The sequence below is a fragment of the Labrys sp. ALF-8 genome (genome assembly GCF_059699065.1).
Window position 1 is genome coordinate 2,499,438 of record NZ_AP048537.1, and the last position, 24,107, is coordinate 2,523,544.

Annotated in this window: 26 protein-coding genes and 1 tRNA gene; 11 read left to right on the top strand and 16 right to left on the bottom strand. The window is 65.3% G+C overall.

Annotation, left to right across the window (positions count from 1 at the left end; translation table 11 throughout):
• The first annotated feature begins 52 nt into the window (after window positions 1-52).
• Window positions 53-559 carry a TIGR00645 family protein gene (locus AC6H34_RS11545; RefSeq protein ID WP_448149847.1) on the top strand — a complete coding sequence of 169 codons (507 nt, stop codon included), beginning with the start codon at window positions 53-55 and terminating at the stop codon, window positions 557-559.
• 54 nt (window positions 560-613) lie between these two features.
• On the opposite strand, the gene mepA is transcribed toward AC6H34_RS11545, so the two are convergent.
• The gene (mepA, locus tag AC6H34_RS11550; protein ID WP_448149846.1) at window positions 614-1,558 is read right to left on the bottom strand and encodes a penicillin-insensitive murein endopeptidase; all 945 of its coding nucleotides are present in this window, start codon (window positions 1,556-1,558) and stop codon (window positions 614-616) included.
• Between the two features lie 251 nt (window positions 1,559-1,809).
• Here mepA and AC6H34_RS11555 point away from each other — a divergent pair, with 251 nt between their 5' ends.
• Both AC6H34_RS11555 and trxA read left to right on the top strand, forming a co-directional pair.
• Window positions 1,810-2,259: a L,D-transpeptidase gene (locus AC6H34_RS11555; protein ID WP_448149845.1), complete on the top strand. Its 450-nt coding sequence runs from the start codon at window positions 1,810-1,812 to the stop codon at window positions 2,257-2,259.
• Between the two features lie 258 nt (window positions 2,260-2,517).
• Window positions 2,518-2,850, top strand: coding sequence for a thioredoxin (gene trxA / locus AC6H34_RS11560; RefSeq protein WP_284312895.1), 333 nt, complete (start codon window positions 2,518-2,520; stop codon window positions 2,848-2,850).
• Between the two features lie 62 nt (window positions 2,851-2,912).
• Here trxA and AC6H34_RS11565 read toward each other — a convergent pair whose 3' ends face one another.
• The 8 genes from AC6H34_RS11565 to AC6H34_RS11600 form a co-directional block, all read right to left on the bottom strand.
• Window positions 2,913-3,242 carry a GlpM family protein gene (locus tag AC6H34_RS11565; protein ID WP_497538905.1) on the bottom strand — a complete coding sequence of 110 codons (330 nt, stop codon included), beginning with the start codon at window positions 3,240-3,242 and terminating at the stop codon, window positions 2,913-2,915.
• An 85-nt stretch (window positions 3,243-3,327) separates the two neighbouring features.
• Window positions 3,328-3,660, bottom strand: a complete 333-nt coding sequence (locus AC6H34_RS11570; protein ID WP_497538906.1) for a hypothetical protein — start codon at window positions 3,658-3,660, stop codon at window positions 3,328-3,330.
• A 368-nt stretch (window positions 3,661-4,028) separates the two neighbouring features.
• Window positions 4,029-4,889: a c-type cytochrome gene (locus AC6H34_RS11575; protein WP_497538907.1), complete on the bottom strand. Its 861-nt coding sequence runs from the start codon at window positions 4,887-4,889 to the stop codon at window positions 4,029-4,031.
• A gap of 379 nt (window positions 4,890-5,268) precedes the next feature.
• Complete coding sequence (locus tag AC6H34_RS11580) at window positions 5,269-6,090, bottom strand: ATP-binding cassette domain-containing protein (RefSeq protein ID WP_497538908.1); 822 nt, start codon at window positions 6,088-6,090, stop codon at window positions 5,269-5,271.
• Between the two features lie 7 nt (window positions 6,091-6,097).
• Complete coding sequence (locus AC6H34_RS11585) at window positions 6,098-6,985, bottom strand: energy transducer TonB family protein (RefSeq protein WP_497538909.1); 888 nt, start codon at window positions 6,983-6,985, stop codon at window positions 6,098-6,100.
• A complete protein-coding gene (gene exbD, locus AC6H34_RS11590; RefSeq protein ID WP_448149839.1) occupies window positions 6,982-7,434 on the bottom strand; it encodes a TonB system transport protein ExbD in 453 nt (150 codons plus the stop codon). Before exbD ends, AC6H34_RS11585 begins: the two co-directional genes overlap by 4 nt.
• Before the next feature lie 4 nt (window positions 7,435-7,438).
• Window positions 7,439-8,392, bottom strand: coding sequence for a tonB-system energizer ExbB (gene exbB / locus AC6H34_RS11595; RefSeq protein ID WP_497538910.1), 954 nt, complete (start codon window positions 8,390-8,392; stop codon window positions 7,439-7,441).
• Window positions 8,386-10,533 (bottom strand): TonB-dependent siderophore receptor, encoded by a 2,148-nt coding sequence (locus AC6H34_RS11600; protein ID WP_497538911.1) that lies wholly within the window; start codon window positions 10,531-10,533, stop codon window positions 8,386-8,388. The genes exbB and AC6H34_RS11600 overlap by 7 nt, the downstream gene beginning before the upstream one ends.
• A gap of 392 nt (window positions 10,534-10,925) precedes the next feature.
• Between AC6H34_RS11600 and AC6H34_RS11605 the strand changes: the two genes are divergently transcribed.
• Genes AC6H34_RS11605 through AC6H34_RS11615 form a run of 3 tightly spaced genes read left to right on the top strand, consistent with a single transcriptional unit; the run spans window position 10,926 to window position 14,488 of the window.
• Window positions 10,926-11,795, top strand: coding sequence for an ABC transporter substrate-binding protein (locus tag AC6H34_RS11605; protein WP_497538912.1), 870 nt, complete (start codon window positions 10,926-10,928; stop codon window positions 11,793-11,795).
• Window positions 11,782-13,758: a Fe(3+)-hydroxamate ABC transporter permease FhuB gene (gene fhuB, locus AC6H34_RS11610; RefSeq protein ID WP_497538913.1), complete on the top strand. Its 1,977-nt coding sequence runs from the start codon at window positions 11,782-11,784 to the stop codon at window positions 13,756-13,758. The genes AC6H34_RS11605 and fhuB overlap by 14 nt, the downstream gene beginning before the upstream one ends.
• Before the next feature lie 13 nt (window positions 13,759-13,771).
• The gene (locus tag AC6H34_RS11615; RefSeq protein WP_497538914.1) at window positions 13,772-14,488 is read left to right on the top strand and encodes a siderophore-interacting protein; all 717 of its coding nucleotides are present in this window, start codon (window positions 13,772-13,774) and stop codon (window positions 14,486-14,488) included.
• A 115-nt stretch (window positions 14,489-14,603) separates the two neighbouring features.
• On the opposite strand, the gene grpE is transcribed toward AC6H34_RS11615, so the two are convergent.
• From grpE to aroA, 3 genes are all read right to left on the bottom strand, one after another.
• Entirely contained in the window at window positions 14,604-15,233 is a 630-nt protein-coding gene (gene grpE / locus AC6H34_RS11620; protein WP_448149833.1) for a nucleotide exchange factor GrpE, read from the bottom strand.
• 66 nt (window positions 15,234-15,299) lie between these two features.
• Window positions 15,300-15,923, bottom strand: coding sequence for a (d)CMP kinase (gene cmk / locus AC6H34_RS11625; RefSeq protein WP_448149832.1), 624 nt, complete (start codon window positions 15,921-15,923; stop codon window positions 15,300-15,302).
• Complete coding sequence (gene aroA / locus AC6H34_RS11630; RefSeq protein WP_497538915.1) at window positions 15,920-17,275, bottom strand: 3-phosphoshikimate 1-carboxyvinyltransferase; 1,356 nt, start codon at window positions 17,273-17,275, stop codon at window positions 15,920-15,922. The genes cmk and aroA overlap by 4 nt, the downstream gene beginning before the upstream one ends.
• Before the next feature lie 170 nt (window positions 17,276-17,445).
• Here aroA and AC6H34_RS11635 point away from each other — a divergent pair, with 170 nt between their 5' ends.
• From AC6H34_RS11635 to AC6H34_RS11645, 3 genes are all read left to right on the top strand, one after another.
• Window positions 17,446-17,844, top strand: coding sequence for a TIGR02300 family protein (locus tag AC6H34_RS11635; protein WP_448149830.1), 399 nt, complete (start codon window positions 17,446-17,448; stop codon window positions 17,842-17,844).
• 190 nt (window positions 17,845-18,034) lie between these two features.
• Window positions 18,035-18,110: transfer RNA gene (locus AC6H34_RS11640), tRNA-Ala, on the top strand.
• Between the two features lie 113 nt (window positions 18,111-18,223).
• Window positions 18,224-18,613 carry a DUF2177 family protein gene (locus tag AC6H34_RS11645; RefSeq protein ID WP_448149829.1) on the top strand — a complete coding sequence of 130 codons (390 nt, stop codon included), beginning with the start codon at window positions 18,224-18,226 and terminating at the stop codon, window positions 18,611-18,613.
• A 33-nt stretch (window positions 18,614-18,646) separates the two neighbouring features.
• Here AC6H34_RS11645 and AC6H34_RS11650 read toward each other — a convergent pair whose 3' ends face one another.
• Genes AC6H34_RS11650 through AC6H34_RS11665 form a run of 4 tightly spaced genes read right to left on the bottom strand, consistent with a single transcriptional unit; the run spans window position 18,647 to window position 21,719 of the window.
• Complete coding sequence (locus AC6H34_RS11650; protein ID WP_497538916.1) at window positions 18,647-19,669, bottom strand: SAM-dependent methyltransferase; 1,023 nt, start codon at window positions 19,667-19,669, stop codon at window positions 18,647-18,649.
• On the bottom strand, window positions 19,666-20,481 hold the full coding sequence (locus AC6H34_RS11655; RefSeq protein WP_448149827.1) for a DUF1295 domain-containing protein: 816 nt from the start codon (window positions 20,479-20,481) through the stop codon (window positions 19,666-19,668). Before AC6H34_RS11655 ends, AC6H34_RS11650 begins: the two co-directional genes overlap by 4 nt.
• Before the next feature lie 3 nt (window positions 20,482-20,484).
• Window positions 20,485-21,147: a ChrR family anti-sigma-E factor gene (locus AC6H34_RS11660; RefSeq protein ID WP_448149826.1), complete on the bottom strand. Its 663-nt coding sequence runs from the start codon at window positions 21,145-21,147 to the stop codon at window positions 20,485-20,487.
• On the bottom strand, window positions 21,144-21,719 hold the full coding sequence (locus tag AC6H34_RS11665) for a sigma-70 family RNA polymerase sigma factor (protein WP_497538917.1): 576 nt from the start codon (window positions 21,717-21,719) through the stop codon (window positions 21,144-21,146). The genes AC6H34_RS11660 and AC6H34_RS11665 overlap by 4 nt, the downstream gene beginning before the upstream one ends.
• Window positions 21,720-21,926: 207 nt before the next feature.
• Here AC6H34_RS11665 and AC6H34_RS11670 point away from each other — a divergent pair, with 207 nt between their 5' ends.
• The gene (locus AC6H34_RS11670) at window positions 21,927-23,282 is read left to right on the top strand and encodes an NAD(P)/FAD-dependent oxidoreductase (protein WP_497539879.1); all 1,356 of its coding nucleotides are present in this window, start codon (window positions 21,927-21,929) and stop codon (window positions 23,280-23,282) included.
• On the top strand, window positions 23,279-24,097 hold the full coding sequence (locus AC6H34_RS11675; protein ID WP_497538918.1) for a DUF1365 domain-containing protein: 819 nt from the start codon (window positions 23,279-23,281) through the stop codon (window positions 24,095-24,097). The genes AC6H34_RS11670 and AC6H34_RS11675 overlap by 4 nt, the downstream gene beginning before the upstream one ends.
• Window positions 24,098-24,107 lie beyond the last annotated feature (10 nt).

Genomic DNA, 24,107 nt, shown 5'->3' on the forward strand with positions numbered 1-24,107 from the left:
CGGGCCGTCTCTATTTTGCGCCCGGCTTCTCGAATCGGGTTGGGACTTGCAGATGGAAAAATTGATCGAACGCGGGCTGGTTGCGGCGCGCTGGGTCATGGCACCTTTTTACATAGGTCTGGTGGTGGCGCTGTTCGTGGTGCTGCTGAAATTCGGCCAGGAATTGCTGCACTACGTCGAGACGGCCTTGACGCTTTCGGGCGAGGAGACGGTGACGGGCGCTCTCGAAATGGTCGATCTGGCTCTGCTCGCCAGCCTCATCCTGATCGTGATCTTCTCCGGTTATGAGAATTTCGTGTCCCGGATCGACGGCTCGGATCATGTCAACTGGCCGTCCTGGATGACGAAGGTCGACTTTGCCGGCCTCAAGCTGAAGCTGCTCGCCTCCATCGTGCTGATCTCCGCCATCCAGCTCCTCAAGGGCTTCATGCAGATCGAGAGGCTGACGGACCGGGACCTCTACTGGCTCGTCGGCATCCATATCGTATTCATGGTCTCCAGCGTGCTGCTGGCGCTATCCGACTGGCTGCAAGCCAAGGCGGGCCATCCCGACGATTGAGCGGGTCTGACGCTCCCATACATCAGATCGGCCGCCTGGGCGGCCCAACCTGCTTTACTGTACGGCCAGAACCTGACGGCATGCAGGCGGCAACTCTGCCATCGTGATCTGGTGGGGCGGCGGCGGCGGCTTGGTCGGCGGCTTGGGATGCAGCACCGCATCGGAGAACCAGTAGTCGAGCTCCTTCCCGCAGCCCTCTCCCGAGGGCGGCGGTGTCTGCGGCTTGCAGGTGGGACTGTTGGCCGGGCACAGCAGGCGGACATGGAAGTGGTAGTCATGTCCATAGATCGGCCGCACCTTGGAGAGCCATGAGCGATCGCCATCGGCATCGCGGCACAGTGCCTTCTTGATCGCTGCATTGGCGAAGACACGCTCGACCTGCGGATCCCGCGCGGCCGCCCGGATGATCGCCATCTGGCCAGGCGTCCAGGCGCGCGAGACGTCGAGGCGGTCGGAGCGCACCATCATGACGGCGCTCGTGGTCTCACGCTCCTGCACCGAAAGGACATGGCTCGGCATCGGCGTCAGCCAGATGTCGGCGTCCAGGCCGATCTGGTGGGAGGCGTGGCCCGTGATCATCGGCCCGCCGCGCGGCTGGGCCATGTCGCCGATCAGGATTCCGGGCCAGCCCGCCACGCTCGGCGCCTGGCCGGCGAGTTTCTTGATGAAGCGCACAAGCACCGGATTGCCCCAGGCCCTGTTGCGTGAGGGGCGCATGACCTGCCAGTTCTGTCCGGTGGCGGCCAGTTGGACCCCGTTCGAAAGACAGCCCTTGGCGTAGAAGCCAATGGAATTGAGGCCGAGATCGGCCGATGTCGTCTGGCGGCCGAAAAGCTGCTTGGCGGGCGTCGCAGGCGTGACGGCAGTCAACGGCGGCAGCTTGTAGCCGGGCGGGGTGACGTCCTGCGCCAGAGCCGGGGCGCTCCCCAATGCGGCCAGAAGGGACAGGACCGGCAGACAGCCCTTCTGGGACCGGACGGACCGGACGAGACGATGCATGGATGCTCCCGCGGAAGTTGATTCGCTTCGCGATTCTAACCTGTCTGGCTCCCGACGGCAGCATCCGCTTGAGCGTGATTCAAAATGGGACGCTCTCCGGGCGCGGGCGGCAACGAATAATTAGCTGTCGCGATTCATGCTTTGTTCAGATCGATCGTTTCGGGATACCGAACACAGCCTGTGCCAAATCGCATGGCGGCCGACGGCCCAAAACGGCGAGATGTCAGTGAGCCAAATCAAGGAGCCCTGTCATGTCTGCCTCGGCACATATCGCCAAGTTTCGTTGGATTGCCGTCTTCTTCGCCTTGTTCGCCGGCGTGCTGTTCCAGGCGGCACCGGCCGCGGCCGGCGTGATCGCCAAGGTGGATATCGCCACCCAGCGCATGACGGTGATCGTGGACGGCAACGTCGAAGCTGTCTGGGCGGTTTCCACCGCGCGCCGGGGCTACTACACGCCGCGTGGCGTCTACAAGCCCCAGGCGCTGCAGCGCATGCACTACTCGAAGAAGTACCATAATTCGCCCATGCCCTACTCCGTCTTCTTCAAGGGAGGCTACGCCGTACACGGCACCTACGAGGTCGGGCATCTCGGCAAGGCCGCCTCGCATGGCTGCATACGCCTCGCTCCGAGAAACGCGGCCGCCCTGTACCAGCTCATCCGGGCTCACGGCGTGTCGTCCACGCAGCTCGAGATAAGCTGAGGCATCGGGATCAGCCTTCTGCGCGCAGGCGCGGTGACCCGCACCGGGGCGTCATGGCCCTGTCCCGACCCGTCTCCAGCCCAGTCCCGTGGCTTATTCAACGAAATCAGGCTGTTAATCGCCTGAATCCGCATGGCAGCCGTGCACATTCGCGAGAGTCGGCCCTCGTCGTCTTGACGCCCGGCCCTCGCATTCCTAGCTTGAGGCAACGGATGTTTGCGTGGCGATTCCGCCATTCCCGCAGTGGAGAATTCTCAAATGGGTGCCAACACGATCAAGGTCACGGATGCGTCCTTTGCGGACGACGTGCTGAAGTCCTCCGAACCGGTGGTTGTCGATTTCTGGGCCGAATGGTGCGGCCCCTGCCGCATGATTGCCCCGGCACTTGATGAGATCGCCACCGAGATGGCGGGCAAGGTGAAGATCGCCAAGCTCAACGTCGACGAGAATCCCCAGATCGCCTCCCAGTTCCGCGTCATGTCGATCCCGATGCTGATGGTGTTCAAGGACGGCAAGCCCGCCGCGCAGAAGCTCGGCGCTGCTCCCAAGAGCGAGCTTTCTCGCTGGATCTCTGCAGCTGCTGCCGCGTAAGTTCGAGAAGCCTCCGGCAAGAGGTGCCGGTGGTTCTGCAGGCGGCCTTCGGGCCGCCTTTTTCATGTCCGCACCAGATAGAGCATGGTCAGGATGACGGCCAGCCAGGCCATCAGGCCGAGGATGATGGCAAGGCGGTAGTCGATGTTGCCGATGGCCGCGTAGCACACCGCGAGAAAAGCGAGATAGGCCGGGATTGTCTTCGCCCCCGCGAGGCATGCCTGCCGGAATCCGTCCGTCTCACCCTTGGCGCCGATGACGGCGAGCGCGATGACTGCGAAAGTCGGGAATAGCGGCAGGATGCCAGGCAGCACATTGCCCCGTTTCGACAGCAGGACGATCAGTGCCGTGATCACCCCGCCGACCGCTCCCTTCCAGGCAATTTCGAACATGATTGGTACAAGTGTGAGGGAATGTTCCCGGCGCTGAGGGCGGGCCCGGAAAGTTCCCCGTCCGGACCGGCACAGCGCGTGAATGTCAGTCTGCGAGCACGCGATCGCCGCGGCAGACATTGACATTGGTGAAGGTCGATTCATAGCCGTCGCTGAAGCGTACCTTGATGTCGAAGAGGCAATTGTCGCCCCTCATCGTGAACGTGCTCTGGCTCTGTGGGCGGATGGCCTCCTCCACGCTCGCTTCCTGCCAGGGGTCGCTCTCACCGGCATTGGCGAACCAGACCTGCTGGATTGCGCGGCTGGAGTTGCGGTTCACCACCGTGATGGTGCCGTCCGCGAGGGCCGATGTTGATGGCAGCATACCCGATAGCGCGAACGCGCCACAGATCAGGGCAATCATTGTCGATTTGCGCATTTGGTACTCTCTATGGTGCGAAATTGAAACGCACAGCTATGAAAAGGGCCCTGGCGGGCCGGCAGGAAAATGCCGTCTCGACTCGCGCTTGTCCAAAGAATTAAGAGGAAACCAACAGGATCTGATACTTGGGAAACAGTACCAATAAGTAAACTATCGATGAAGAAGCGAATCTCGAGCGGAGTTGATCTTATGAATTCTTGAAGGTGTCTTTTGAGAATCGGTGCGTGGTGGGTGATCTCGCGGCGGTACGATAGTCCGGCGAGCGAGATCCGCCAACCGCGTATCGCCGCCCCTGAAAGCTCAATCGTTTAGCCGGGTAATATGAATATTCCGGTATCTCGCGGATGCCGGAGCTTTGGTCGTTCTTACTCAGCCGGCTTGAGGGCCCGCAGATAGGCGACGAGTGAGACATAATCCTCGTCGTTGATGTTCTTGTACCACCCGAAGGCCATTAACGGTATGATATGGCTGCCATTTGGACGCTGCCCGGTCTTCAGTGCGGAGACGATCTGCATATCGCTCCAGCCGGCGATGCCGTGTTTGTTAGCCGGAGTAAGATTCGCTGATGTAATCACGCTGCCGCCCGGCATGCCGAACTCGTTGCCCCCGGCGCCGAGGCGCTTCATGTCGTTGCGCCCCTTGTCCAGTGGCGTGTGGCAATCCATGCAATGGCCGAGGCCGTTGGCGAGATAAGCACCGTAGGCGACGTTGTCGGTGTGCGGTACATCGGGAACGCTCTCGGCGGGTGGCCCGTAGGAGTCGGGCAAGGGGATCTTGTAGACCGACTTCTCCACCTTGTTGGAGACCGGTTTTACTTGCCGTAGATAGGCGACGATGGCCTTCGCATCACTGTCCGACATGCCACGGTAGAAGGCGATCGGCATGGGCGGGCCAATGATCGAGCCATCCGGGCGGCGCCCGTTGCGGATGGCGTCGATGATCTGCGCATCCGTCCAGTTGCCGATGCCCGTTTCCTTGTCCGGTGTGATATTGGATGCGACGGCATGGAAGATCGGGGCGTCGATGGCAAAGCCCCCTGCCAGTTCCTTGTCGGCTATCGGGGTGCCATTCGCCGCCTTGGGCGTATGGCAATTGCCGCATGCGACGATCCCCTCCATCAGGTAGCGTCCACGATCGAGCAGTGGATCTGCAGTCGCCGATTGGAGCGGCATCAGGCCTGCAGCCAGGCTCGCCAGCGCGACCAGCAACGATACGCCTCGATTCATGGTGCCCCTCCCGCGGCATGGTTGTCGAGGCCGAAACATATGCGAAGGCGAACGTCTATTCTATAATTATTCTAAACTATAGTGAGGAAATTGAGTAATCATTTTGGATGATATTCGCGACCTCCAATTCTGACAAGAAAAAATGAAATCAATAATTTGAATATAGTTTATACCCGAATCTTCTCCTCGGGTGTTGGTATGAAGAACGGGACGAATATCTCGCCAAGGGGAAGGCCTAGACAAGGCCATCCGCCTCACCAAGGGGCTCGCTATTGGCAGGCACGTGAAGGACTGGTTCGCGATGATCGGAGATATACGTGCCGTTGCGATAGAGGCGCTTGTTTTACCCACGTGCCTTGGGGTCGTGGGCTGATTATTCTCAGCGCACGAAACTTACGGGAAGGCCGGTCTCTGGGTGCGGGATGACACTCATTTCAATGCCGTAGATTCTTTCGAGGCACGGCGTCGTCATGATATCCGCCGGCGTGCCGCGCGCGATCAGGCGCCCGCCCCGCAGCGCGATGAGTTCGTCGCAATAGCGCGCGGCCATGTTCACGTCATGCAGGACGACGACGATGCCCGCGCCGCGCTCCTGCGAAAGACGCCGCACCAGCGACAGCACCTCGACCTGATGGGCAACGTCGAGGGCCGAGATCGGCTCGTCGAGTAGCAGGCAGCGCGTATCCTGCGCCACCAGCATGGCGAGCCAGACGCGCTGGCGTTCGCCGCCGGACAGCGTATCCACCAGGCGGTCCGCGAAGGCCTCGACATTGGCGAGCCTCAGCGCTTCGGCCACCTTTTCGGCATCGCGCGCGCTGAAGCGCCCGAGCGCACCATGCCAGGGATAGCGTCCGAAGGCGACCAGTTCCCGGCTGAGAAGGCCGGTCGCCGGCGGAGTATGCTGGGGCAGATAGGCAACCTTGCGGGCGAAGTCCCGCTCGCCCCAGGCCGGCAGCGCGGCGCCATTGAAGCGGATTTCCCCGGTCGTGGGCTGCTGTTGCCGCGCCAGCAGCTTCACCAGGGTCGACTTGCCGGAGCCGTTGTGACCGATCAGTCCGATGACCCGTCCGGGTGCGAGATCCAGCGTGAGGGGATGGAGCAGCGTGCGGCCTGGGATTGCGAAGCTCGTCTCGCGAAGAGTGAACAGAGCCACTTCCGTGCCGGGGGGCGAAGCTTCGGTCCCGGATTGAGGCTGGAGCATGACACGCCTATCTGAAAATGATGGGCACGGTAACTGATCGGCCTGCTCCCCCGGGAGGGGCAGGGACCGAGCCGATGCCTTGAATCAAGGATTTGGCCTTGGCCTCGGCCTCCGGATTGGCCGAGGAAGCGGATACCGAGGTAATCCTTCCTGAACCGCTGATGGAGATGGTGACCTTCGCCGTTCCGCGTATGGACCCCCCACGATTTCGTGTCGCGCTGGTCACCCTTCCGGAGACGGTTCGCCGCCATGCCGCCAATTCATCGCCCGTCACCCGTCCTCCGGGCGTGGCGTTTATGGCGGGTTGCTGACGTTGCGGCTGCGGGCGCGGCTGTTCGACCTTCCTGCGCTCCGGCTGCTTGCGCGGCGGCTGCCTGCGCTCCTTCTTCTCCTGCCTTGGCGCAGGCGGCAGGACGACTTCGGCGTGCTGCGTCTTCTGCGTCTCGGGCACCACATCGGGTTCCGGCTCCGGCGGCGTCTCGGCTTGTGCCTCTTCCGGCGGCACGGGGGCCGGCTCGTCCGGTGACGCCTGCTGCACCTCGTCGGGTGGAACCGGCGTCGGCTCCGCCTGCGTGGCCTCCGTCGGCACCGGGTCGGGCTCGACCGGCTGGACCGTGTCGGCCTGCGTGTCCGGCACTTCCTCGGGCTTCACTTCCGGGATGGCTTCCTGGGGCAGTTGCGGAGGCGCCGGCTCCGGCGGTGGCGGCGTATCGATCTCGATCGGGATCTGCGGATCGCCCTTCGGCGGCGGCTCGACCGGGTGCCAGTCGCGAGTGGCCCAGATCGCGCCGCCATGCACCGCCAGCATGATTGCCGCTGCGGCGGTCCACAGGCCGAGCAACGGCAATGGCCAGTGCCTGGCCCGGTCTGCCAGCGAGGACGCCCGTGCTCTCATTGCGCCTGAACGGCCCCGGCCGGGGCCTGCCCCGTATCCTCGAGGCCGACCAGCGCGATCTTGAGATAGCCGGCGCTACGCAGCAGGTTCATCACGCCCATGATGTCGCGATAGGCGACGCCGCCATCGGCGCGCAGGAAGACGCGCTGCTCGCGGTCCGCGCGGGTGAGGCGGTCCATGGCCGGCTGGAGCTGGTCGCGCGGGACGGTGTCTTCGCCCAGCGTGAGCGACAGGTCCTTCTTCACGGTGAGAAACACCGGCTTGTCCGGGCGCGGCTGCACCTTGGCGTTGGAGACCGGCAGGTCGACGGCGACGTCGACTGTGGAGAGCGGCGCCGCCACCATGAAGATGATGAGGAGGACCAGGATCACGTCGATGAACGGCGTGACGTTGATGTCGGCGACTTCGGCGAGATCGCCGTCCTGCGGGTCCTTGAGGGAAACGCCCATGAGGTCAGCTCGTCACATGCGTGCGCGCGGGCGCGAGGGAGCGAGCGGGAGTCGCACCGGCCTGGCGTTCCTGTCGCTCCAGATCGCGGGAGACATGCTGCAGCACCTCGCCGGAGGCGTCCGACAGCAGGGCGCGATAGCCCGCGATGGCCCTCGCGAAGACATTGTAGATGATCACGGCGGGAATGGCGGCGACGAGACCGATGGCGGTGGCGAGAAGGGCCTCGGCGATGCCGGGCGCCACCACGGCCAAGTTGGTGGTATGCGACTGGGAGATGCCGATGAAGGCGTTCATGATGCCCCAGACCGTGCCGAACAGGCCGACGAAGGGGGCGGTGGCACCGATGGTGGCGAGAAGGCCGGTGCCGCGGGTCATCGAGCGGCCGGCACGGGCCTCGATACGGGCGAGCGCGATGGAGAGGCGTTCCTTGACGCCCTCGGCCGAAAGCTCATCCGAGCGCTGCTGTTCGCTCACCGCCGCCTGGACGAGATCGGCGACCGTGCCGCGGCGCGTCCAGCCGCCCTCCACGGCGTGGCGCGCCTCGGCCAGGCTGCCGGCACGCTCGAGCATGCGGGTGGCGGCCTGCGCCCGCCGCTTGGCCGCCAGGAGTTCGATCCCCTTGGCGAGCCATACCGTCCAGGTCACCAGGGAGGCGAAGGCCAGGCCGATCATCACCGCCTTCACGACGATGTCGGCCTGCATGAACATCGACCACGGCGAGAGGTCGTGCGGAAGCAGGGAGGGTGCCGGTGCACCATCGGCCTGCTGGGCAAGGGCACTGGCCGGGGCCAGTGCAGCGATCAGCCCAAGCCGGATCCGCCGTGCGAGGGCCCGTGGGACCCGGAGGCGGCCCGGCGCGGAGCGGCGGTCACTGGCCGCCGGCTTGCCCCTCCACAGGGATGTGGTGTCCGCGAGCGGCGATCTCTGGTCGTCACTCCATTCCTGCGGCCTTACCATGTATAGCTGGCCTTGAAGGAAGCAACGCGACCGGGTCCATAGTAGCAGGAGAGGGAGCCGTTGCAGGCTGCGACATAACGCTTGTCGAATACATTGTTCACATTGACCGCGAAGTCCCAGTCCTTGTACTTATAGTGCACCCCCGCATCGAACAGTACGGCGGAAGGAACCTTGTAGAGGTTCTGGTTGTCCGCATAGGAGGAACCGAGATAGCGGATGCCGCCCTGCAGGCCGAGATTCTTCAGGATGCCCTCCTGGAACGTATAGTCGGCCCACAGCGAGGCGGTGGTTTCCGGTACGATACTCGGACGCTTCCCGATCACCGTGGAGTCCGTGTCCTTCTCGATCGTGATGCGCGAGGTGGTTAAGGCGGCCGTCATCTTGAGAGCATCGGTGACGTTGGCCTGTGCCTCGAATTCGAGGCCGCGCGAGCGCACCTCGCCGAGCTGGTTCTGGAAGAACAGATGTGCGGTATCGTTGGTCAGCACGTTCTGCTTGGTCAGATCATAGTAGGCGACCGTGATCAGGCCGTCGAAGAAGGATGGGCGATATTTCAGGCCCGCTTCATACTGTACGCCGGTCTGGGCCTTGAAGGGCTTGCCGGCATAATCGGATCCGATCACGGGGTCGAAGCCGCGAGCCACCGAGACATAGGGCGTGATGCCGTTGGAAAAGGCGTAGGAGAGGCCGGCGCGACCGCTGAAGGCGCCTTCCGTGCCGTCGAAATTGGCGGTGCCCCGGCTTTCGGTCCAGACTCGGTCATACCGTCCGTTCAGGGTCAGCAGCCAATTGTCGGCGAAGCTGATCTGGTCCTGCAGATACGCGCCGAGCTGGTTCATCGTGTAGTGCTGGCGAATATAGGGAGCGCCGGTTGCCCCCTGCGGAGCGCCATAGACCGGATCCGTGGCGCTGATGGGCGTTGCGTTGAACAGCGCCTGCGACTGATTGATATTGTAGTATTTGTAGTCGATGCCGAACAGTACGTCATGGGCAAGGGGGCCGGTGTCGAACTTGCCTTCGAGCTGATTGTCGGCCGACAAGATGTTCGCGATGGTATGCTGCTCGAAACCGATGCGGTAGAGCTCGTTGTCCGGCGTTATCGGCTGGGGATTGCCGCCGCCATAGACGGCGTTGTTGGGATCGTAATAGCCGTAGGGATAGGCGTAGCGCTCGCGCGTGTCCAAATAGCCGTAGCGTACGTTCTGCCGGAAGGTCCAGGCATCGTTGAAGTCGTGCTTGAACTCGTAGCCCAGCAGCGCCTGCTGGCGGCGATACATGTCGTCAGACGGTTCGGCCGAGTAGAAACTGCGTGAGATGTAGCCGAAGCTCGCCGGCTTTACCGTGCCGTAGTAGGGCAGGAAGCCGCCGGTATGGTCGAGGTCCATGCTGGTGAAGCTGCCGAGGAGTGTCAGGCTCGTCGCATCGTTCGGCTTGTAGGTCAGCGACGGTGCGATGTAGCCTTGGAAACCCTTGGCCTTGTCGACCTCATAGCCGCCGCCGGCGATCTTGCCGTTTACGCGGTAGCTCCATACGCCGGCATCGTCGATCTTGCCGCCGAGATCGAAACCCGTATAGGCCTGCCCCCAGGTGTTGACACCAGCCTCCACTTCACGAAACGGCTGATCGGTGGGCCGCTTGGAGACGAGGTTGAGGATGCCGCCGAGATTGCCGCCGCCATAAAGCGTCGAGGAAGGGCCGCGCAGAACCTCCACTCGTTCGAGCTGGTAGGGATCGATGTAGAAGCTGCCGAAGGCGTATTGGTAGAGCGGAAGCCCGTCCAGGAAGATGCCCGTCTGGCTCGCATCGAAGCCGCGGATGAACACCCAGTTGGTGCGGGAATCATAGCCATAGGGGGCGCCGGTTACGCCGGCCGTGTAGCTAAGGGCCTGGTCGAGCTTCAGGGGCTGCTGGGCTTCCAACTGCTCGGCGCCGATTACAGTGACCGACTGCGGGACTTTCTCGATGGGCGTGTCGGTCTTGGAGCCAGCCGTGGTCTGCTTGGCGACGTAACCCGTGACCGGTCCGGTGCCGCTCTCGCCGGTGACGATCACGGGGTCGAGAGCCACGGTGCCGCCATTGGCATCGGCCTGTTGCGCGTTCGCGACCGTCGCGACGCTCAAGGCCAACAGGCTCGAGGTCATGAAGACCTTCGCCCGAACACACACTCTCTCACCCCGACCCATCGGCTTCGCCACTTTCAAATTGGAATTTCGCGCAGCCCTAGAGGTATCTAGCCAAAGCGCTTGCAAGGTGGACGTTTAGACTCAAAAACTTCTCATTGTAAATGAGTTTAATTTACAATTAATCCAAATTACTGAATTATATAACATAAAGACTGTGCAATTTTGAAGAGATTTAAACTGCACATGAAGAATTATACGAAGACTTGCAACGCCTATATTATGAATGCCATAAGCGCTCTGACTTGACGAGGGGCAGCTTCTTTCCGGCAGCTGCATTGCCGCCCGCCATGAGCGACAGGATGCGAATAATCAGGGAATGTCAGGCGAGGAGCACGAGGCGAACAGTCGCCATGGGTCTCCTGGCCTGCGCGCTGGGGAGCGCCTGGCCGGCAAGCCTTGCCCGTGCCGAGGCGCCCGTTCGCATCGTCGCGCTCGATTGGACTGCCACCGCCATGCTGCTGTCCATCGGCATGCTGCCTGTCGGTGTCGGCGATGCCGGTCTCTATCGTATCTGGGTCCGTGAGCCGGCCCTGCCCGAGGGCACCCCGGACATGGGCCTGCGCGATGCGCCGAATCCGGAGATCGTCGCCGCGCTCAACCCTGATCTCATTCTGATCAGCCCTCTCGGCGGCGCTTCCCGGCCGCTGCTGGAACGGATTGCGCCCACGCGCGAAATCTCGCTTCAGAGAGGGCAGGGCGACGCGCTCGCGCAGGCCGGGCAAGAACTGCTTTCGCTCGCCCGGTTGCTGGGCCGCGAGGATCGGGCAAAGGCCCTCGTCGCGACAAGCGAGGCAAAGCTCGCGGCCATTCGAGGCAGGCTCGCCGGGCAGGCGTCGCGCAGGGTCCTGGTCATCCAGTTTCTCGATGCGCGCTTTGTGCGAATCTACGGTCGTTCCAGCCTGCCTGGAGCCGTGCTCGACCGCCTCGGCCTCGTCAACGCCTGGACGCAAGCCGTCAATGACTGGGGGTTCGCCCTCACTGGCATCGAGAGGCTCGCCGCCTTGCCGGATATGGATGTCGTGGTGGTCGACCCGCTGCCGGCAGAGGTCTCGCTGGCGCCGTCCGCGGACAGCCTCTGGGGCAACCTGCCCGCCGTGCGGCAGGGGCGCGTCAGCCGCATGCCGGCGGTGTGGACCTTCGGCGAGATCACCGCCGCCGACCGCTTCGCGGACCTGCTCGTGGATCGCCTTCTGCCGGAACGGAACAATGCGCGCTTATGAGGTCACGCGCCTTGCCGCCACCCTTGCCGCGCTGACTTGCTTGGCCGGCCTGCTGACGGCCTGGTGCTGGGAGGCGCAACTCTCCGCGATACAGTGGTGGCAGGCCGCGTTCGATCCCTCACTCGATGATCCCCGGCAGCTTCTCTTTCACTTTTCAATGCTTCCGCGCGCCTTGACGGCCTTTCTCGCCGGAGCCGGGCTAGGTCTTGGGGGGCTCTTGCTGCAGCAGGTGCTGCGCAATCCCCTTGCGTCTCCCACCACGCTCGGCCTGGAGGCTGGTGCCCAACTTGCCATGACGGCCGCCCTCCTGGCGGCGCCGGCACTGCTCGCCGCCCGCGAGGCCGTGGCCCTGGCCGGGGCCTTGCTGGCACTCGGCTTCGTGCTCCTGTGCGCCGTGCGCAATCGCTTCTCCTCCATCGCCCTCGTTCTCGCTGGCCTGGTGACGGGCCTGTTCTGTGGTGCGCTGACGGTGGCGTTGCGCCTGACCAACCAGGAATATGTTTCCGTCCTCTTCCTTTGGGGCGGCGGTTCGCTGGCCCAGCAGGATTGGTCGGCCCCTGTCGCGATGGCTCCCCGCCTCGGCGGCCTCCTGCTGCTCGCCATCCTCGGAGCCAGACCGCTCTCGCTGCTCTCGCTGGACGACGAGGCCGCCCGCGGCCTGGGCCTGCCCATCGCCTGGATCCGGGGCTTCGGCGCGGTGGTGGCCGCATTGCTGACGGCCATCGTCACCGCCCATGTCGGCGTCATCGGTTTCATCGGCCTTGCCGCACCTCAGATCGCGGCCCTGTCGGGCGCTCGACGCTTCGGCTGGAGGCTTGCCGCCGCGCCGATCGTCGGCGGCCTGCTGGTGCTCGCGGTCGATGGCGCGGTGAGCCTGCTGGAACTGGCGGGCATCGCCAACCTACCGACCGGAGCGGCCACGGCGCTGCTGGGGGCGCCACTGCTCCTGTGGCTGCTCCCGCGGCTGCGCCGCAACGAACCACCGGCGATCCGCAGCGCCGGTCCAGCGGAACCGCGCAGCACGTCGATGCTGCTGCCCATGCTCGCCGCTCTTCTGCTCGCCGCAACGGTCCTGGCACTCCTGGTCGGCCGCACGAGCGGGGGCTGGCAGTTCACCGCGCTCGCGGATTTCGCGGCGGTCGAGCCCTGGCGCCTGCCGCGTACCCTCATCGCCCTGCTCGCGGGCGCGATGCTGGCGGTGGCAGGCCTGCTGCTGCAGCGCCTTTCCGGCAATCCCCTGGCGGCGCCGGAAGTGCTGGGGGTGGGCACCGGCGTCGCGTTCGGCGTGGTGACGGCGCTGCTGCTGGGGGTCGTTACGCCGGCGGGGCAGGTTCTCCTCGGTGCCGGCGGCGCATTTCTCGCCCTGGCCGCCGTGCTCCTCGCCGGACGCCGCAGCGGCTTCGCGCCCGATCAAGTACTGCTGACCGGCATCGCGCTGTCGGCGCTGCTCGATGCCATCGTCGTCGCCTTCCTGGCTCTCGGCGATCCGCGTGCCAACCAGGTGCTCGCCTGGATCGCCGGGTCCACCTACCAGACCGGGTGGCCGAGCGTGCTGATCTCGGTCGTGTTCGTCGCCGTCCTGCTTCCCCTTCTGCTCCTGCTGGGGCGCTGGCTCGAGATCATGCCGCTCGGCGAAGCGGTGTCCCGCGCCGTCGGCCTCCCCCTCCCGGGCGTGCGGCTCGCCATCATGGGCATCGCCTCCCTACTGACGGCAGCTGCGGTGATGGCCACAGGGCCTCTCACCTTCGTCGGCCTTGCCGGCCCGCATATCGCGCGCCTCCTGGGGTTGCGGCGAGCTGGGGCGCAACTGCTGGCCTCGGCCCTGATCGGCGCCATCGTCATGGTGGTCGCCGACGCTCTCGCGCGCACCGCCATTTCCCCGCGGCAATTGCCAACCGGCATCGTCGCCGCGCTCATCGGCCTGCCCTACCTCGTCTGGCAGCTTGGCCGCAAACCGCAATGAAGGAACGGTCCTGATGTCGTCAGCAGAGCCGATCGAAGCCGCCGTCCTCGCTTCCCGCGATCTCGCGCCGGGTCTGCGCAGGCTGGTGCTGGGCGGGGAGGGCCTGGCTAGGCTGTTGCCGCCGCCGGGCACTCTGGGGCCTTATCTGAAGCTACATCTCGCCGATGCCGCCGGCCGCGAGCGTATCCGCACCTATTCCCTGCGCCACCTGGACCCGGAGCGGTGCGAGCTTCACATCGACGTCGTTCTACACGGGGAGGATTCCATCGGCTCCCGCTTTGCGCTGCATGCGCGCCCCGGCGACAAGGTCGGACTGCGCGGGCCGGGCGTCATTCCCGCCCCGCCTTGCCGGTCCTACCTGCTGGCTGGCGACCGGACTGCCCTGCCGGCGATAGCCCATATGCTCGAAATCCTGCCCCGAGAGGTCGCCGTCACGGTCCTGCTGGAGACGCCCGATCCGGATACGCGCTGCCTGCTTGCCTGCGCAGGCCGGGAGGTTTGCTGTCTGCAACGGCGGGCAGGGGAACCGAGCCGCCTCGCCGATGCCCTGCGCGAGGCCGTCCCCAGGGGTGACGAAGGCCTGATGGTCTGGGCCGGAGCGGAGGCCGGCATCGCCCGTGCCATACGCCGGCACGCGCGTGGCGTGCTGGCCCTGCCGCCGGTGCGCTGCCAGATCCTGAACTACTGGAAGGCCGGGCGCGCCGAAGGCGATTTCGACTGCCTCACATAGGGCACTGCGACCCTGGAGCAATCGCCGCGTCATTCCGGCTTTCAGGCCGGAACGACGGCACCGCGAATCGATGAGAAGGCATCAAGGCAAACCTCAGGGCCGCAGCCCCGTGCCTTTAGCCCTGCTTCTCGGTCTCGGCGGCTACTGGCTTGGGGCCGCCCCGGGCGACGCCGACCAGTGCCGGGCGAAGCACGCGCGAGCCGATGCTGTAGCCCACCTGGACGACTTGCGCGACCGTGCCGTTCGGGACCGAAGGATCGGGAACCTCGAACATGGCCTGGTGGAAGTTGGGGTCGAAGCGCTCTCCCTGAGGGTCGAGCTTCTTGACGCCATGCCGTTCCAGCGAGCGCAGCAGTTCCTTCTCGGTCAGTTCCACGCCTTCCACCAGTGTCTTCACCGCAGCATCGCCCTCACGGGCTTCGGCGGGAACGTTCGCAAGCGCGCGGGACATGTTGTCGGCCACGCCGAGCATGTCGCCTGCGAATTTGGCGATGGCATACTGGCGGGTATCGTTGACCTCGCGCTCGCCGCGGCGGCGCACATTCTCGATCTCGGCCATGGTACGCAGCAGCCGATCCTTCAGATCGGCGTTCTCGGCCTGGAGCTTGGTCAGCACTTCGAAGGCATTGTCATTGACGGCGCCCTGCTCACCGGCCTGGCCCGTGCTTTCCGCCGTTGCTTCGGCCGAAGCGCTCGCTTCCGCCTCGATCGGTGTCTCGGCTTCGGGTTTGGTCTTGCTCGTCATCTCACCTGTTCCAAAAAATCATTCGGGGCGGATATCAGCCCCCGAGGGCTTAAAATCAAGGGTTGATCAGCTTTTGTGCCGGTTTGCCAGCAGAAGGGCTGCTGCGAAGGCACTTTCGACATCGAGAGCGGTCGTGTCCAGCACATGGGCGTCGGGCGCCGGCTTCAGCGGTGCATCCGTGCGGCCGGCGTCGCGGGCGTCGCGCTTGCGGATATCGGCGAGCACAGCCTCGTAGGGCGGCGCATCACCGCGCTTCTCGAGCTCCAGATGGCGGCGCCTTGCACGGATCTCCGGCGCGGCGGTCACGAAGATCTTCACCTCGGCGCCGGGCGCGATCACCGTCCCGATGTCCCGTCCGTCGAGAACCGCTCCGCCCCGCTGGTGGGCGAAGCGGCGTTGCAGGTCGAGCAGCGCCTTGCGGACCTTGGGATGGGCCGCGACGACGGAAGCGGCTTCGCCCATCTCCCGCCCGCGCAGCCGGCTCTCGTCGAGGGTGGAAACCTCCAGCCGCTCGGCGATCTCGGCGGTGGCGTCGGCATCGTCGAGGTCGAGCCCCCCATCCAGCGCGGCGCGGCCGACCGCGCGATAGAGAAGGCCGGTGTCGAGGTGGGGCAGGCCGAAATGCTCTGCAAGCCGGCGTGCAAGCGTGCCTTTTCCGGAGGCGGCGGGGCCGTCAATCGCGATGATCATGCCAAATCGGCTCCAAGGCTGCGCATCGTCGGAATGAACCCCGGGAAGCTGGTGGCGATGAAGCCGGTATCGTCCACGCCCACCGGTGCATGCGAAGCAAGACCCATCACCAGGAAGGCCATGGCGATGCGGTGGTCCATACGGGTCGTCACCAGGCCGCCGCCCGGTGCTTCCCCGATGCCCGACACGATCAGGTCATCGTCTTCCACGGCATGCGCCACACCGTTCGCGGCCAAGCCCGCGGCTATGGCGGACAGCCGGTCGCTCTCCTTCACGCGCAGTTCGCCGAGGCCGTTCATGCGAGTCTCGCCCTTGGCGAACGCAGCGGCCACCGCCAGCACCGGATATTCGTCGATCATCGAGGGCGCCCGCCCGGCGGGCACCTCCACGCCATGCAGCGCGGAATGGCGCACGGCAAGGTCGGCAACGTCCTCGCCACCCTCGACCCGGGCGTTGAGCATGGTGATGTCGGCGCCCATCTCCCTCAGGGTGGTGATCAGCCCGGTGCGCAGCGGATTCATCATCACGCCCTCGATCACGATGTCCGAATCCGGCACGATCAGCGCCGCCACCAGCGGAAAGGCGGCGGAAGAGGGATCAGCGGGCACGATCACGGGCCTCGGCTTCAATTCGGGCCGGCCGCGCAGCACGATGCGGCGCCCCCGCGGACCATGCGGGGTGACGGCGATCTCGGCCCCGAAATGACGGAGCATGCGTTCGGTGTGGTCGCGCGTGGCTTCGGCCTCGATCACGGCGGTCTCGCCGGGTGCATTGATGCCGGCCAGCAACACCGCGGACTTGACCTGTGCGGAAGCGATCGGCGTCTCGTACACGATAGGCACGGGATCGGCCGCGCCGCGCAGAGTGAGCGGCAGGCGATAACCCTCGGCGCTGGTGACGATCTCTGCGCCCATCTTCAGGAGCGGCGTCAGCACCCGCATCATCGGCCGCCTGCGCAGGGACGCGTCACCGTCGAAGGTCGCGGTGACGCCGTGGCCCGCGACGACGCCCATCACCAGGCGCGAGCCGGTGCCGGCATTGCCGAAATCGAGCGTGCTGCCGGACGAGAGGAGGCCTCCGACGCCAACACCGTGGATCCGCCAGGAGCCTTCGTCCTCCCGCGTCACGGTGGCGCCAAGCTTGCGGCAGGCTGCAGCCGTGGCAAGCACGTCTCCCGATTCCAGCAGCCCCTCCACTTCGGTCCTCCCCACGCTGAGCAGGCCCACGATCAGCGCGCGATGGGAGATCGACTTGTCGCCGGGCACGCGGACTCGACCCACCAGCCGAGGCGAGCGCCGTGCGGTCAGGGGCTGGGTCTCGGGTCCGGTCGATTTCTGGGGACGGGCAGGCATGGCCGGGCGCTTAGCATGGATGGCCCGGCGGGCAAAGGAAGAAGCTGGGGAGTTTCACTGACGTCCCCTTGCCAATCCATGAAAAGCTCCCATCTTTGCGATTCTAATTGACATCGGGGGCTGTTGACTGTAGCGGCCTCGCACTCCGTATTTCGATAGAGGTTTACGCCGTGGCCAGACCCGAACTTGGCACGAAACGCGTCTGTCCGACGACTGGGCGCAAATTTTACGATCTGAACAAGGATCCGATCATCTCGCCCTATACCGGCCAGGTGGTCGCCATCGCCGCTCCGCTGCTGCGTGGCGTCCGTCCCGACGCTACCGCGCCGCGGGCCAGCCAGACGGACGAGGATACCGATCTCGATCCCGTGACGGATGCCGAGCTCATCAGCCTGGAAGAGGCCGACGACGAGGCGAGCGCCGCCAAGACCGCGGTCGGCGACGACGATATCGATGTCGAGGACGACTCCTCGTCCGACGACGATACCTTCCTTGAGGAAGACGAGGACGAGAACGACGACGTTACCGACCTGATCGGCGACGGCATCGAGGACGACGAGGAAGCCTGAGGGCTGCCTCGCGCCGGCAAGAGAGGGCGCGGTTTTCCACAGGGGCGCGCCTTTTCGACGGGGAAGTGATTTTTACGAAATTTCTTCGTCACATGACTTGCATCGGACCGCGACCTGTGAGAAAGGAGCGGCCCGTCGGCGGAAACGCCGAAGGTACCCGAGGGCGGCACCCATACCGTCTTCGCGAAGTGGGGTCATAGCTCAGCTGGGAGAGCGCTACAATGGCATTGTAGAGGTCGACGGTTCGATCCCGTCTGGCTCCACCATATCTTCCGAAGTCTTCAAGCCGCCGCCAGGCGGCTTTATTGTTTCCGCCGCCACGAAATTGATCCGTCGCCGGCTTGCGCTCGTATCGCAGGCAGCGATTCGGAGCGATTCCATGATCAGGACAGCCACGATCTATCTCGCCACGCTTGCCTCCTTTCTTCTGGTGGATGCGGTCTGGCTCACCGTCATGACGGCCAGGCTCTATCGGCCGCTCACTGGCCACCTGCTCGCGGACTCGGTGGCATGGGCGCCTGCCGTGCTGTTCTACCTCCTTTATGCCGCAGGTATCGTCTGTCTGGCGGTGCTGCCTTCGCGACGCTGGGAGCACGTGCTCGCCCGCGGCGCTCTTCTCGGCCTGGTGGCCTACGGCACCTACGATCTCACCAATCATGCCACGCTGAAAGGCTGGCCCCTGGCGGTGACTCTCGCAGATATGGCCTGGGGTACGATGCTGACCGCAGCCGCGGCCGTTGCGGGCTATCTGGCCGCGGCCAGGCCATGACCTTCCTGGGCGCCGGAAGACATCTCGGCCGGCTCAGGCCGGCCGCAGCCTGTAATGGCTGACGCCCCATTCCCTTCCTTCCGCGTGGCCGAAGAGGCCTTCGGTGGCCAGGAAGAATAGCCGCCAGCGGCGCTTCCACAGGCCCGCCCCGGGGCCATGGACATCCCGGAGGATCGCTTCGATTTCCTCGCCGTGGGCATCGAAGTTGGCGAGCCAGTCGCGGGCCGTTCGCTGGTAGTGGCACCCGCTCCATTGCCAGGCCTCGTCGAGCCCGAAGATGTCGGCGAACTCGCGAATGAGCCCATGGCTCGGCATGATGCCGCCGGTGAAGAAATGCTGGGCGATCCAGTCCGTCCTGTCGGCATGATCGAAGCGATAGGGCTGGCTGCGATGGCTGAACACATGAAGGAAGAGCCGCCCTTCGGGTCGCAGCCAGCCGCGGATGCGGGACAGCAGGGCACGCCAGTTGGTCATGTGCTCGAACATCTCCACCGAAACGATGCGATCGAATCGCTCCTGGGTGGCAAAGACGTTCATGTCCGCCGTGAGGACCGAGAGGTTGGCGAGCCCGCGCGCGGCAGCCTGGGCCTCGATGAAAGCCTTTTGGCCGGCGGCGTTCGATACGGCGGTGATGCGGGAGTTGGGAAAACGCGCCGCCATGGCTAGGCTGAGCGAGCCCCAGCCGCAGCCGAGTTCCAGGATTGCCTGTCCGTCCGAAAGGCCGGCATGGGCGATCGTTTCTTCCAGTGCCAGCGTCTCCGCCTCGGCGAGGGTCTCCTGGCCCGTGGGATAGAGGCAGCAGGAATATTTGTGCCGTGGACCGAGGATGAGCGAGAAGAAGGCTGCGGGGATTTCGTAGTGTTGGGCATTGGCCGCGCTTGCATGCAGGGCGATGGCGTGTTCGCCCATCATGGCTGCGAACGGCGCATCGGCAGGCGGGCGGTTCGCGAGGCGCCGGCTGGTTCGTCCGACCAGGAAACTCACGCCGCCACGCGTCATCCAGTCCGGCATGGACGTGCGCTCGATGACGCCGATGGCGGAGGTGAGCATATTCATTGCCGGGGCTCCCTGGGCTGGAACGTGGGAAAGAAGGCGCTCACTCGGTCCTGATAGGCACGATAGGCCTGCCCGCGTGAGCGCAGCATATGGGCTTCGAGCGGCGGCACTCCGGACACGTGAACGAGCAGCCAATACATGAACGCCGGTCCCGACAACGCCAGCCATCCCCACGGATAAGCGCCGCCGAAATCGATGGCGATCAGGGGGTAGGCCAGCCAGGCAAGCCACTCGAAGAAGTAGTTGGGGTGGCGCGAGAACGCCCACAGCCCTTCCCTGCAGACCCTCTTGCCACTCGCTGGGGTAGCCCGGAAGCGTGCAAGCTGGAGGTCGCTCAGGCCCTCCCCGGCGATGGCGAGGAGCAGCAGGGCGATGCCGGCGACGTCGTTCCAGCGCAGCGGTCCCGGGCTGTGGCCCGCGAGGAGGACGGAGAGCGCCAGGAAGAGGGCGCAGACGGCCTGGAGCTGCAGGAACCAGAACAGGCGGCGGGGAAAGGCGTCGCCCCATTCGAGGGCGAGTTGGCGATAGCGCGGATCCTCCCCGCCGCCGAGCGTCCGGAGCAGGATATGGCCTCCGAGGCGCAGAGCCCAGGCTATCGCCAGCGCCGCCACCAATCCCTGCCGGAGCGGCTCGGGCGTGTCGCCCAGCGGGGCAAGGGCCAGAGCGGCGCCGGTGAGACCGACACCGATTGTCCAGGCGACGTCGGCCCAGCCCGACTGGCCCGTGCGGCGCTGCGCCAGCCAGGCGGCCGCCATGAGGAGGCCCAGGAAGACGGCGGCGGCGGCGATCCAGAGGGGCAGGGCGGAGGTCATGCTTCAGATATCGATGAAACGCTGGATCAGGCGGCCCGTCCATTGGCTCGGACGGGTCCGCCCGTCGATGGCGATCAGGCAGATGCAGCCATCTTTCGGGTCCGATTGCGGTTGGTGCCGCAGCCCGGGCTCGGCCTGGGCACAGTCGCCGACCTCGAAACGCTCGTCCTCGTCGATGAGGGCGCCCGTGAGGATCTGGGCGAGTTCCACGCCGTCATGATCGTGGTGTGGCACCGTCACCCCGGGCGCGGCCTTGAGCAGGAAACAGCGCTCCCTTGTCTTCCACAGCCCTTCGACCTTGCTGATCTCGATGCCGGGTGCCGTCCAGCGCCAGGGGCCGAGCCGCTGCCCCGCAAGCGATCTGGGCAGTGCGATGCCGAGCGGAAAGCTGGCGGGTGCAAGACGTGGCGGCGGCTCGACCGGCGCCGGCGCGTCCAGCGCGGCCATGGCGCGCTCCAGCGCGTCGGAGGCGAGCGCCTCGGGAGCCTGCGCGTCGAGCATGGCGCCGCCGACGGCTTCGAACCGGGCGACGCGGGCGCGGCAGGTGGAACAGGCTTCCAGATGGGCGCCGACCACGAGGCGTGGCGCAAGTCCGAGTGTTCCTGCAGCATGGGCGAGCAGCACGCCGTCGTCCGGATGATGGGTGATGGGGCGGGTGATCGTCATGACAGGTCGTCCAAAAGCAGGCGCAGCCGCGCAATGGCGAGGCGGATGCGCGATTTCACAGTGCCGAGCGGGATGCCGAGCTCCGTGGCAACTTCGGAATGGGGGCGATCCTGGAAGAAGGAAAGCCGAAGGATGGTGCCCTGCTCCGGCGAAAGCGTGGCAAGGGCCGCCCGGAGGCGCTGTTCGCGTTCGGCCGAGATCAGCGCCGCCTCGGCGCTTTCCACCGCGGCTTCCTCCGCCGGCTCCATTTCCGCTTCCGGCTGGGGACCGTCGCGGCGCATGCGGTCGACGGCGAGATTGCGGGCGATAGTGAACACCCAGGTGCTTGCCGTCCCGCGTCCGGGCGAGAAATGCGAGGCCTTGCGCCAGACCGAGAGCATCGTCTCCTGCGCGATCTCCTCGGCAAGGCCGGCATTGGCGCCGCGCCGCATGAGAAAGCCCTTCACCCGCGGGGCAAAATAGCCGAACAGCCTTGCAAAAGCCTCCCTGTCCTGCCGCTCGGCGATCGCCACCACCAGGGCATCCATGGCCGACGGCGCTTCGGGCGGAACAGGAGCGGCAGCCTGGTTCATCGTCACGACGCTCCCTTGCCGGGATGGTGTCTTCCGGGGGCGAAATTCGAGCATCTTGTGTGCCAGAGAGCCATGCATGCTCCCGATACGCAGAGCGCGCGAGGTTGGATCAGTGATCCGATGGCGGGTGCCCAACGTATAGCCGGCATCGATCCCGTTGCCAAACCAGGGGCGCTGCCGCGCTCCCCCGATTGCCTGGGCGTGAACATGACGAACGATGCCGGCCCCGCCTCCAGTCCGCCCCTGCGCATAGCCGTCGTCGGCTCCGGGATTTCGGGCCTGTCCTCGGCGTGGCTGCTCGCGAAGCGGCATGACGTGACGCTCTATGAGGCCGCGACCCGGCCAGGCGGGCACTCCAATACGGTTTCGGTGTCCGGCGAGCAGGGAGCCATTCCCGTGGATACCGGCTTCATCGTCTACAATGAGGCGACCTATCCCAATCTTGCCGCGTTGTTCGGCCATCTGGGAGTCACCACCCGGCCTTCCGACATGTCTTTTGCGGTCTCGCTGGGAGGAGGGCGGCTCGAATACGCCGGAACCGATCTCAAGGGGCTGTTCGCCCAGAAGCGGAACCTGCTGCGTATGCGCTTCTGGTCCATGCTGCGGGAGATCCTGCGTTTCTATCGCGAGGCACCGCACCACCTCCGGGGCGCCGGGGATCTTACGCTCGGCGCCCTTCTCGATCGGGAGGGCTATGGGCAGGCGATGCGCGAGGATCATCTCTATCCGATGGCGGCGGCGATCTGGTCGATTCCCGTCCGGCAGGTGATGGACTATCCGGCTGCCGCCTTCATCCGCTTCTGCGACAACCACGGGCTGCTCAAGGTCGCCAACCGGCCCATCTGGCGAACGGTGGAGGGTGGTGCGCGGGTCTATGTGCGCGCCATGCTCGACGATTTTTCCGGCCGGCTGCGTCTGGGTACGCCGGTGCGAAGGGTGCTGAGGAGCGAAGATAGTGTCCTTGTCGAGGCGCTCGGCGCCGGGCCGGAGCGCTATGATCACGTCGTGCTCGCGTCCCACGCCGATCAAAGCCTCGGCCTGCTCGCGGACGCCATGACGGACGAAGTTCGCCTGCTAGGGCGTTTCCGCTACAGCCGGAACGAGGCCGTCCTTCATCGGGACGCCTTCGCCATGCCGAAACGCCGGGCCGTGTGGTCGAGCTGGAACTACGTCTCGCAGGCCGGGACGGGCGCACCGCTTTGCGTAACCTACTGGATGAACCGCCTGCAGGGCATCGATCCGGTCAATCCGCTCTTCGTCACGCTCAATCCAGGCGGCATGATCGACGAGAGCAAGATAATTTGCCGGCAAATTTATCAACATCCCATCTTTGACGGCGAAGCGATCATGGCACAGCGCGATCTCTGGTCGCTGCAGGGGCGACGGCGTACATGGTTCGCCGGTGCATATTTCGGAACGGGCTTTCATGAGGACGGCCTCCAGGCAGGCCTCGCCGTTGCTGAATCCCTGGGAGGTGTGCGCCGTCCCTGGCGCGTCGAGGCCGAATCGGATCGGATCCATGTCGGCGGGATGCCGCGTTTCGAGCAGGAGGCGGCGGCGTGAGAGAAAGGGATTCCAGGCGCGGCGTGGCGATATCCGCCCTGTATGAAGGCTGGGTGATGCACCAGCGCCTCCGCCCCCGCACCCATAGGCTGCGCTATCCCATCCTCTCCATCTTCCTCGACCTGGATGAGATCGATGCCGTCGCGCGCAATTGCCGCTTCTTTTCCCGCAACCGCTTCAATCTCTTCAGCTTCCACGATGGCGACTATGGCAGCGGCGGCCCGCAGAGCCTGCGCATCCAGATCGAGGCTCATCTGGCACAGGCCGGCCTGCCCGTCGTGGACGGCCCCATCAGCGTGCTGACGATGCCGCGCATCCTCGGCTTTGCATTCAACCCCCTCACGATCTTCTTCTGCCATCGCCCCCGAGGGGGGCTCGCAGCGGTCCTCTACGAGGTCAACAACACCTTCGGCCAGCGTCACGCCTATCTCATTCCCGCCGCGCCGCGGGCCGACGGCACGCTGCGCCAAGCCTGCACAAAGGATTTCCACGTCTCTCCTTTCATGCCGATGGACCTGACCTATGCCTTCAGGCTTTCCTCGCCGGGAGAGAGGCTCGCCGTGCTGATCAGCGTCAGCGACAGCGAGGGCGTCGTGCTCACTGCGGGTCATTCGGCGCGACGGATCGCCTTCGACGATGCCGCCCTGCTGAGATCCTTCATCGGGCACCCCCTGCAGATGCTGCGTGTGCTGGGCGGAATCCATTGGGAGGCCCTTCGGCTGTGGCTCAAGGGGCTTCGCTTCCGGCCCCGGCCGCCACCGCCGGCACGCCCCGTCACCGCCATCGAATCATCCGGACACCACGACCATGACTGATGCCACCCAG

Bases quoted from the DNA above. Each gene is read 5' to 3' on its own strand.
- AC6H34_RS11545 (WP_448149847.1), top strand. From the start codon at position 53: ATGGAAAAATTGATCGAACGCGGGCTGGTTGCGGCGCGCTGGGTCATG.
- mepA (WP_448149846.1), bottom strand. From the start codon at position 1,558: ATGCATCGTCTCGTCCGGTCCGTCCGGTCCCAGAAGGGCTGTCTGCCG.
- AC6H34_RS11555 (WP_448149845.1), top strand. From the start codon at position 1,810: ATGTCTGCCTCGGCACATATCGCCAAGTTTCGTTGGATTGCCGTCTTC.
- trxA (WP_284312895.1), top strand. From the start codon at position 2,518: ATGGGTGCCAACACGATCAAGGTCACGGATGCGTCCTTTGCGGACGAC.
- AC6H34_RS11565 (WP_497538905.1), bottom strand. From the start codon at position 3,242: ATGTTCGAAATTGCCTGGAAGGGAGCGGTCGGCGGGGTGATCACGGCA.
- AC6H34_RS11570 (WP_497538906.1), bottom strand. From the start codon at position 3,660: ATGCGCAAATCGACAATGATTGCCCTGATCTGTGGCGCGTTCGCGCTA.
- AC6H34_RS11575 (WP_497538907.1), bottom strand. From the start codon at position 4,889: ATGAATCGAGGCGTATCGTTGCTGGTCGCGCTGGCGAGCCTGGCTGCA.
- AC6H34_RS11580 (WP_497538908.1), bottom strand. From the start codon at position 6,090: ATGCTCCAGCCTCAATCCGGGACCGAAGCTTCGCCCCCCGGCACGGAA.
- AC6H34_RS11585 (WP_497538909.1), bottom strand. From the start codon at position 6,985: ATGAGAGCACGGGCGTCCTCGCTGGCAGACCGGGCCAGGCACTGGCCA.
- exbD (WP_448149839.1), bottom strand. From the start codon at position 7,434: ATGGGCGTTTCCCTCAAGGACCCGCAGGACGGCGATCTCGCCGAAGTC.
- exbB (WP_497538910.1), bottom strand. From the start codon at position 8,392: ATGGTAAGGCCGCAGGAATGGAGTGACGACCAGAGATCGCCGCTCGCG.
- AC6H34_RS11600 (WP_497538911.1), bottom strand. From the start codon at position 10,533: ATGACCTCGAGCCTGTTGGCCTTGAGCGTCGCGACGGTCGCGAACGCG.
- AC6H34_RS11605 (WP_497538912.1), top strand. From the start codon at position 10,926: ATGGGTCTCCTGGCCTGCGCGCTGGGGAGCGCCTGGCCGGCAAGCCTT.
- fhuB (WP_497538913.1), top strand. From the start codon at position 11,782: ATGCGCGCTTATGAGGTCACGCGCCTTGCCGCCACCCTTGCCGCGCTG.
- AC6H34_RS11615 (WP_497538914.1), top strand. From the start codon at position 13,772: ATGTCGTCAGCAGAGCCGATCGAAGCCGCCGTCCTCGCTTCCCGCGAT.
- grpE (WP_448149833.1), bottom strand. From the start codon at position 15,233: ATGACGAGCAAGACCAAACCCGAAGCCGAGACACCGATCGAGGCGGAA.
- cmk (WP_448149832.1), bottom strand. From the start codon at position 15,923: ATGATCATCGCGATTGACGGCCCCGCCGCCTCCGGAAAAGGCACGCTT.
- aroA (WP_497538915.1), bottom strand. From the start codon at position 17,275: ATGCCTGCCCGTCCCCAGAAATCGACCGGACCCGAGACCCAGCCCCTG.
- AC6H34_RS11645 (WP_448149829.1), top strand. From the start codon at position 18,224: ATGATCAGGACAGCCACGATCTATCTCGCCACGCTTGCCTCCTTTCTT.
- AC6H34_RS11650 (WP_497538916.1), bottom strand. From the start codon at position 19,669: ATGAATATGCTCACCTCCGCCATCGGCGTCATCGAGCGCACGTCCATG.
- AC6H34_RS11655 (WP_448149827.1), bottom strand. From the start codon at position 20,481: ATGACCTCCGCCCTGCCCCTCTGGATCGCCGCCGCCGCCGTCTTCCTG.
- AC6H34_RS11660 (WP_448149826.1), bottom strand. From the start codon at position 21,147: ATGACGATCACCCGCCCCATCACCCATCATCCGGACGACGGCGTGCTG.
- AC6H34_RS11665 (WP_497538917.1), bottom strand. From the start codon at position 21,719: ATGAACCAGGCTGCCGCTCCTGTTCCGCCCGAAGCGCCGTCGGCCATG.
- AC6H34_RS11670 (WP_497539879.1), top strand. From the start codon at position 21,927: ATGACGAACGATGCCGGCCCCGCCTCCAGTCCGCCCCTGCGCATAGCC.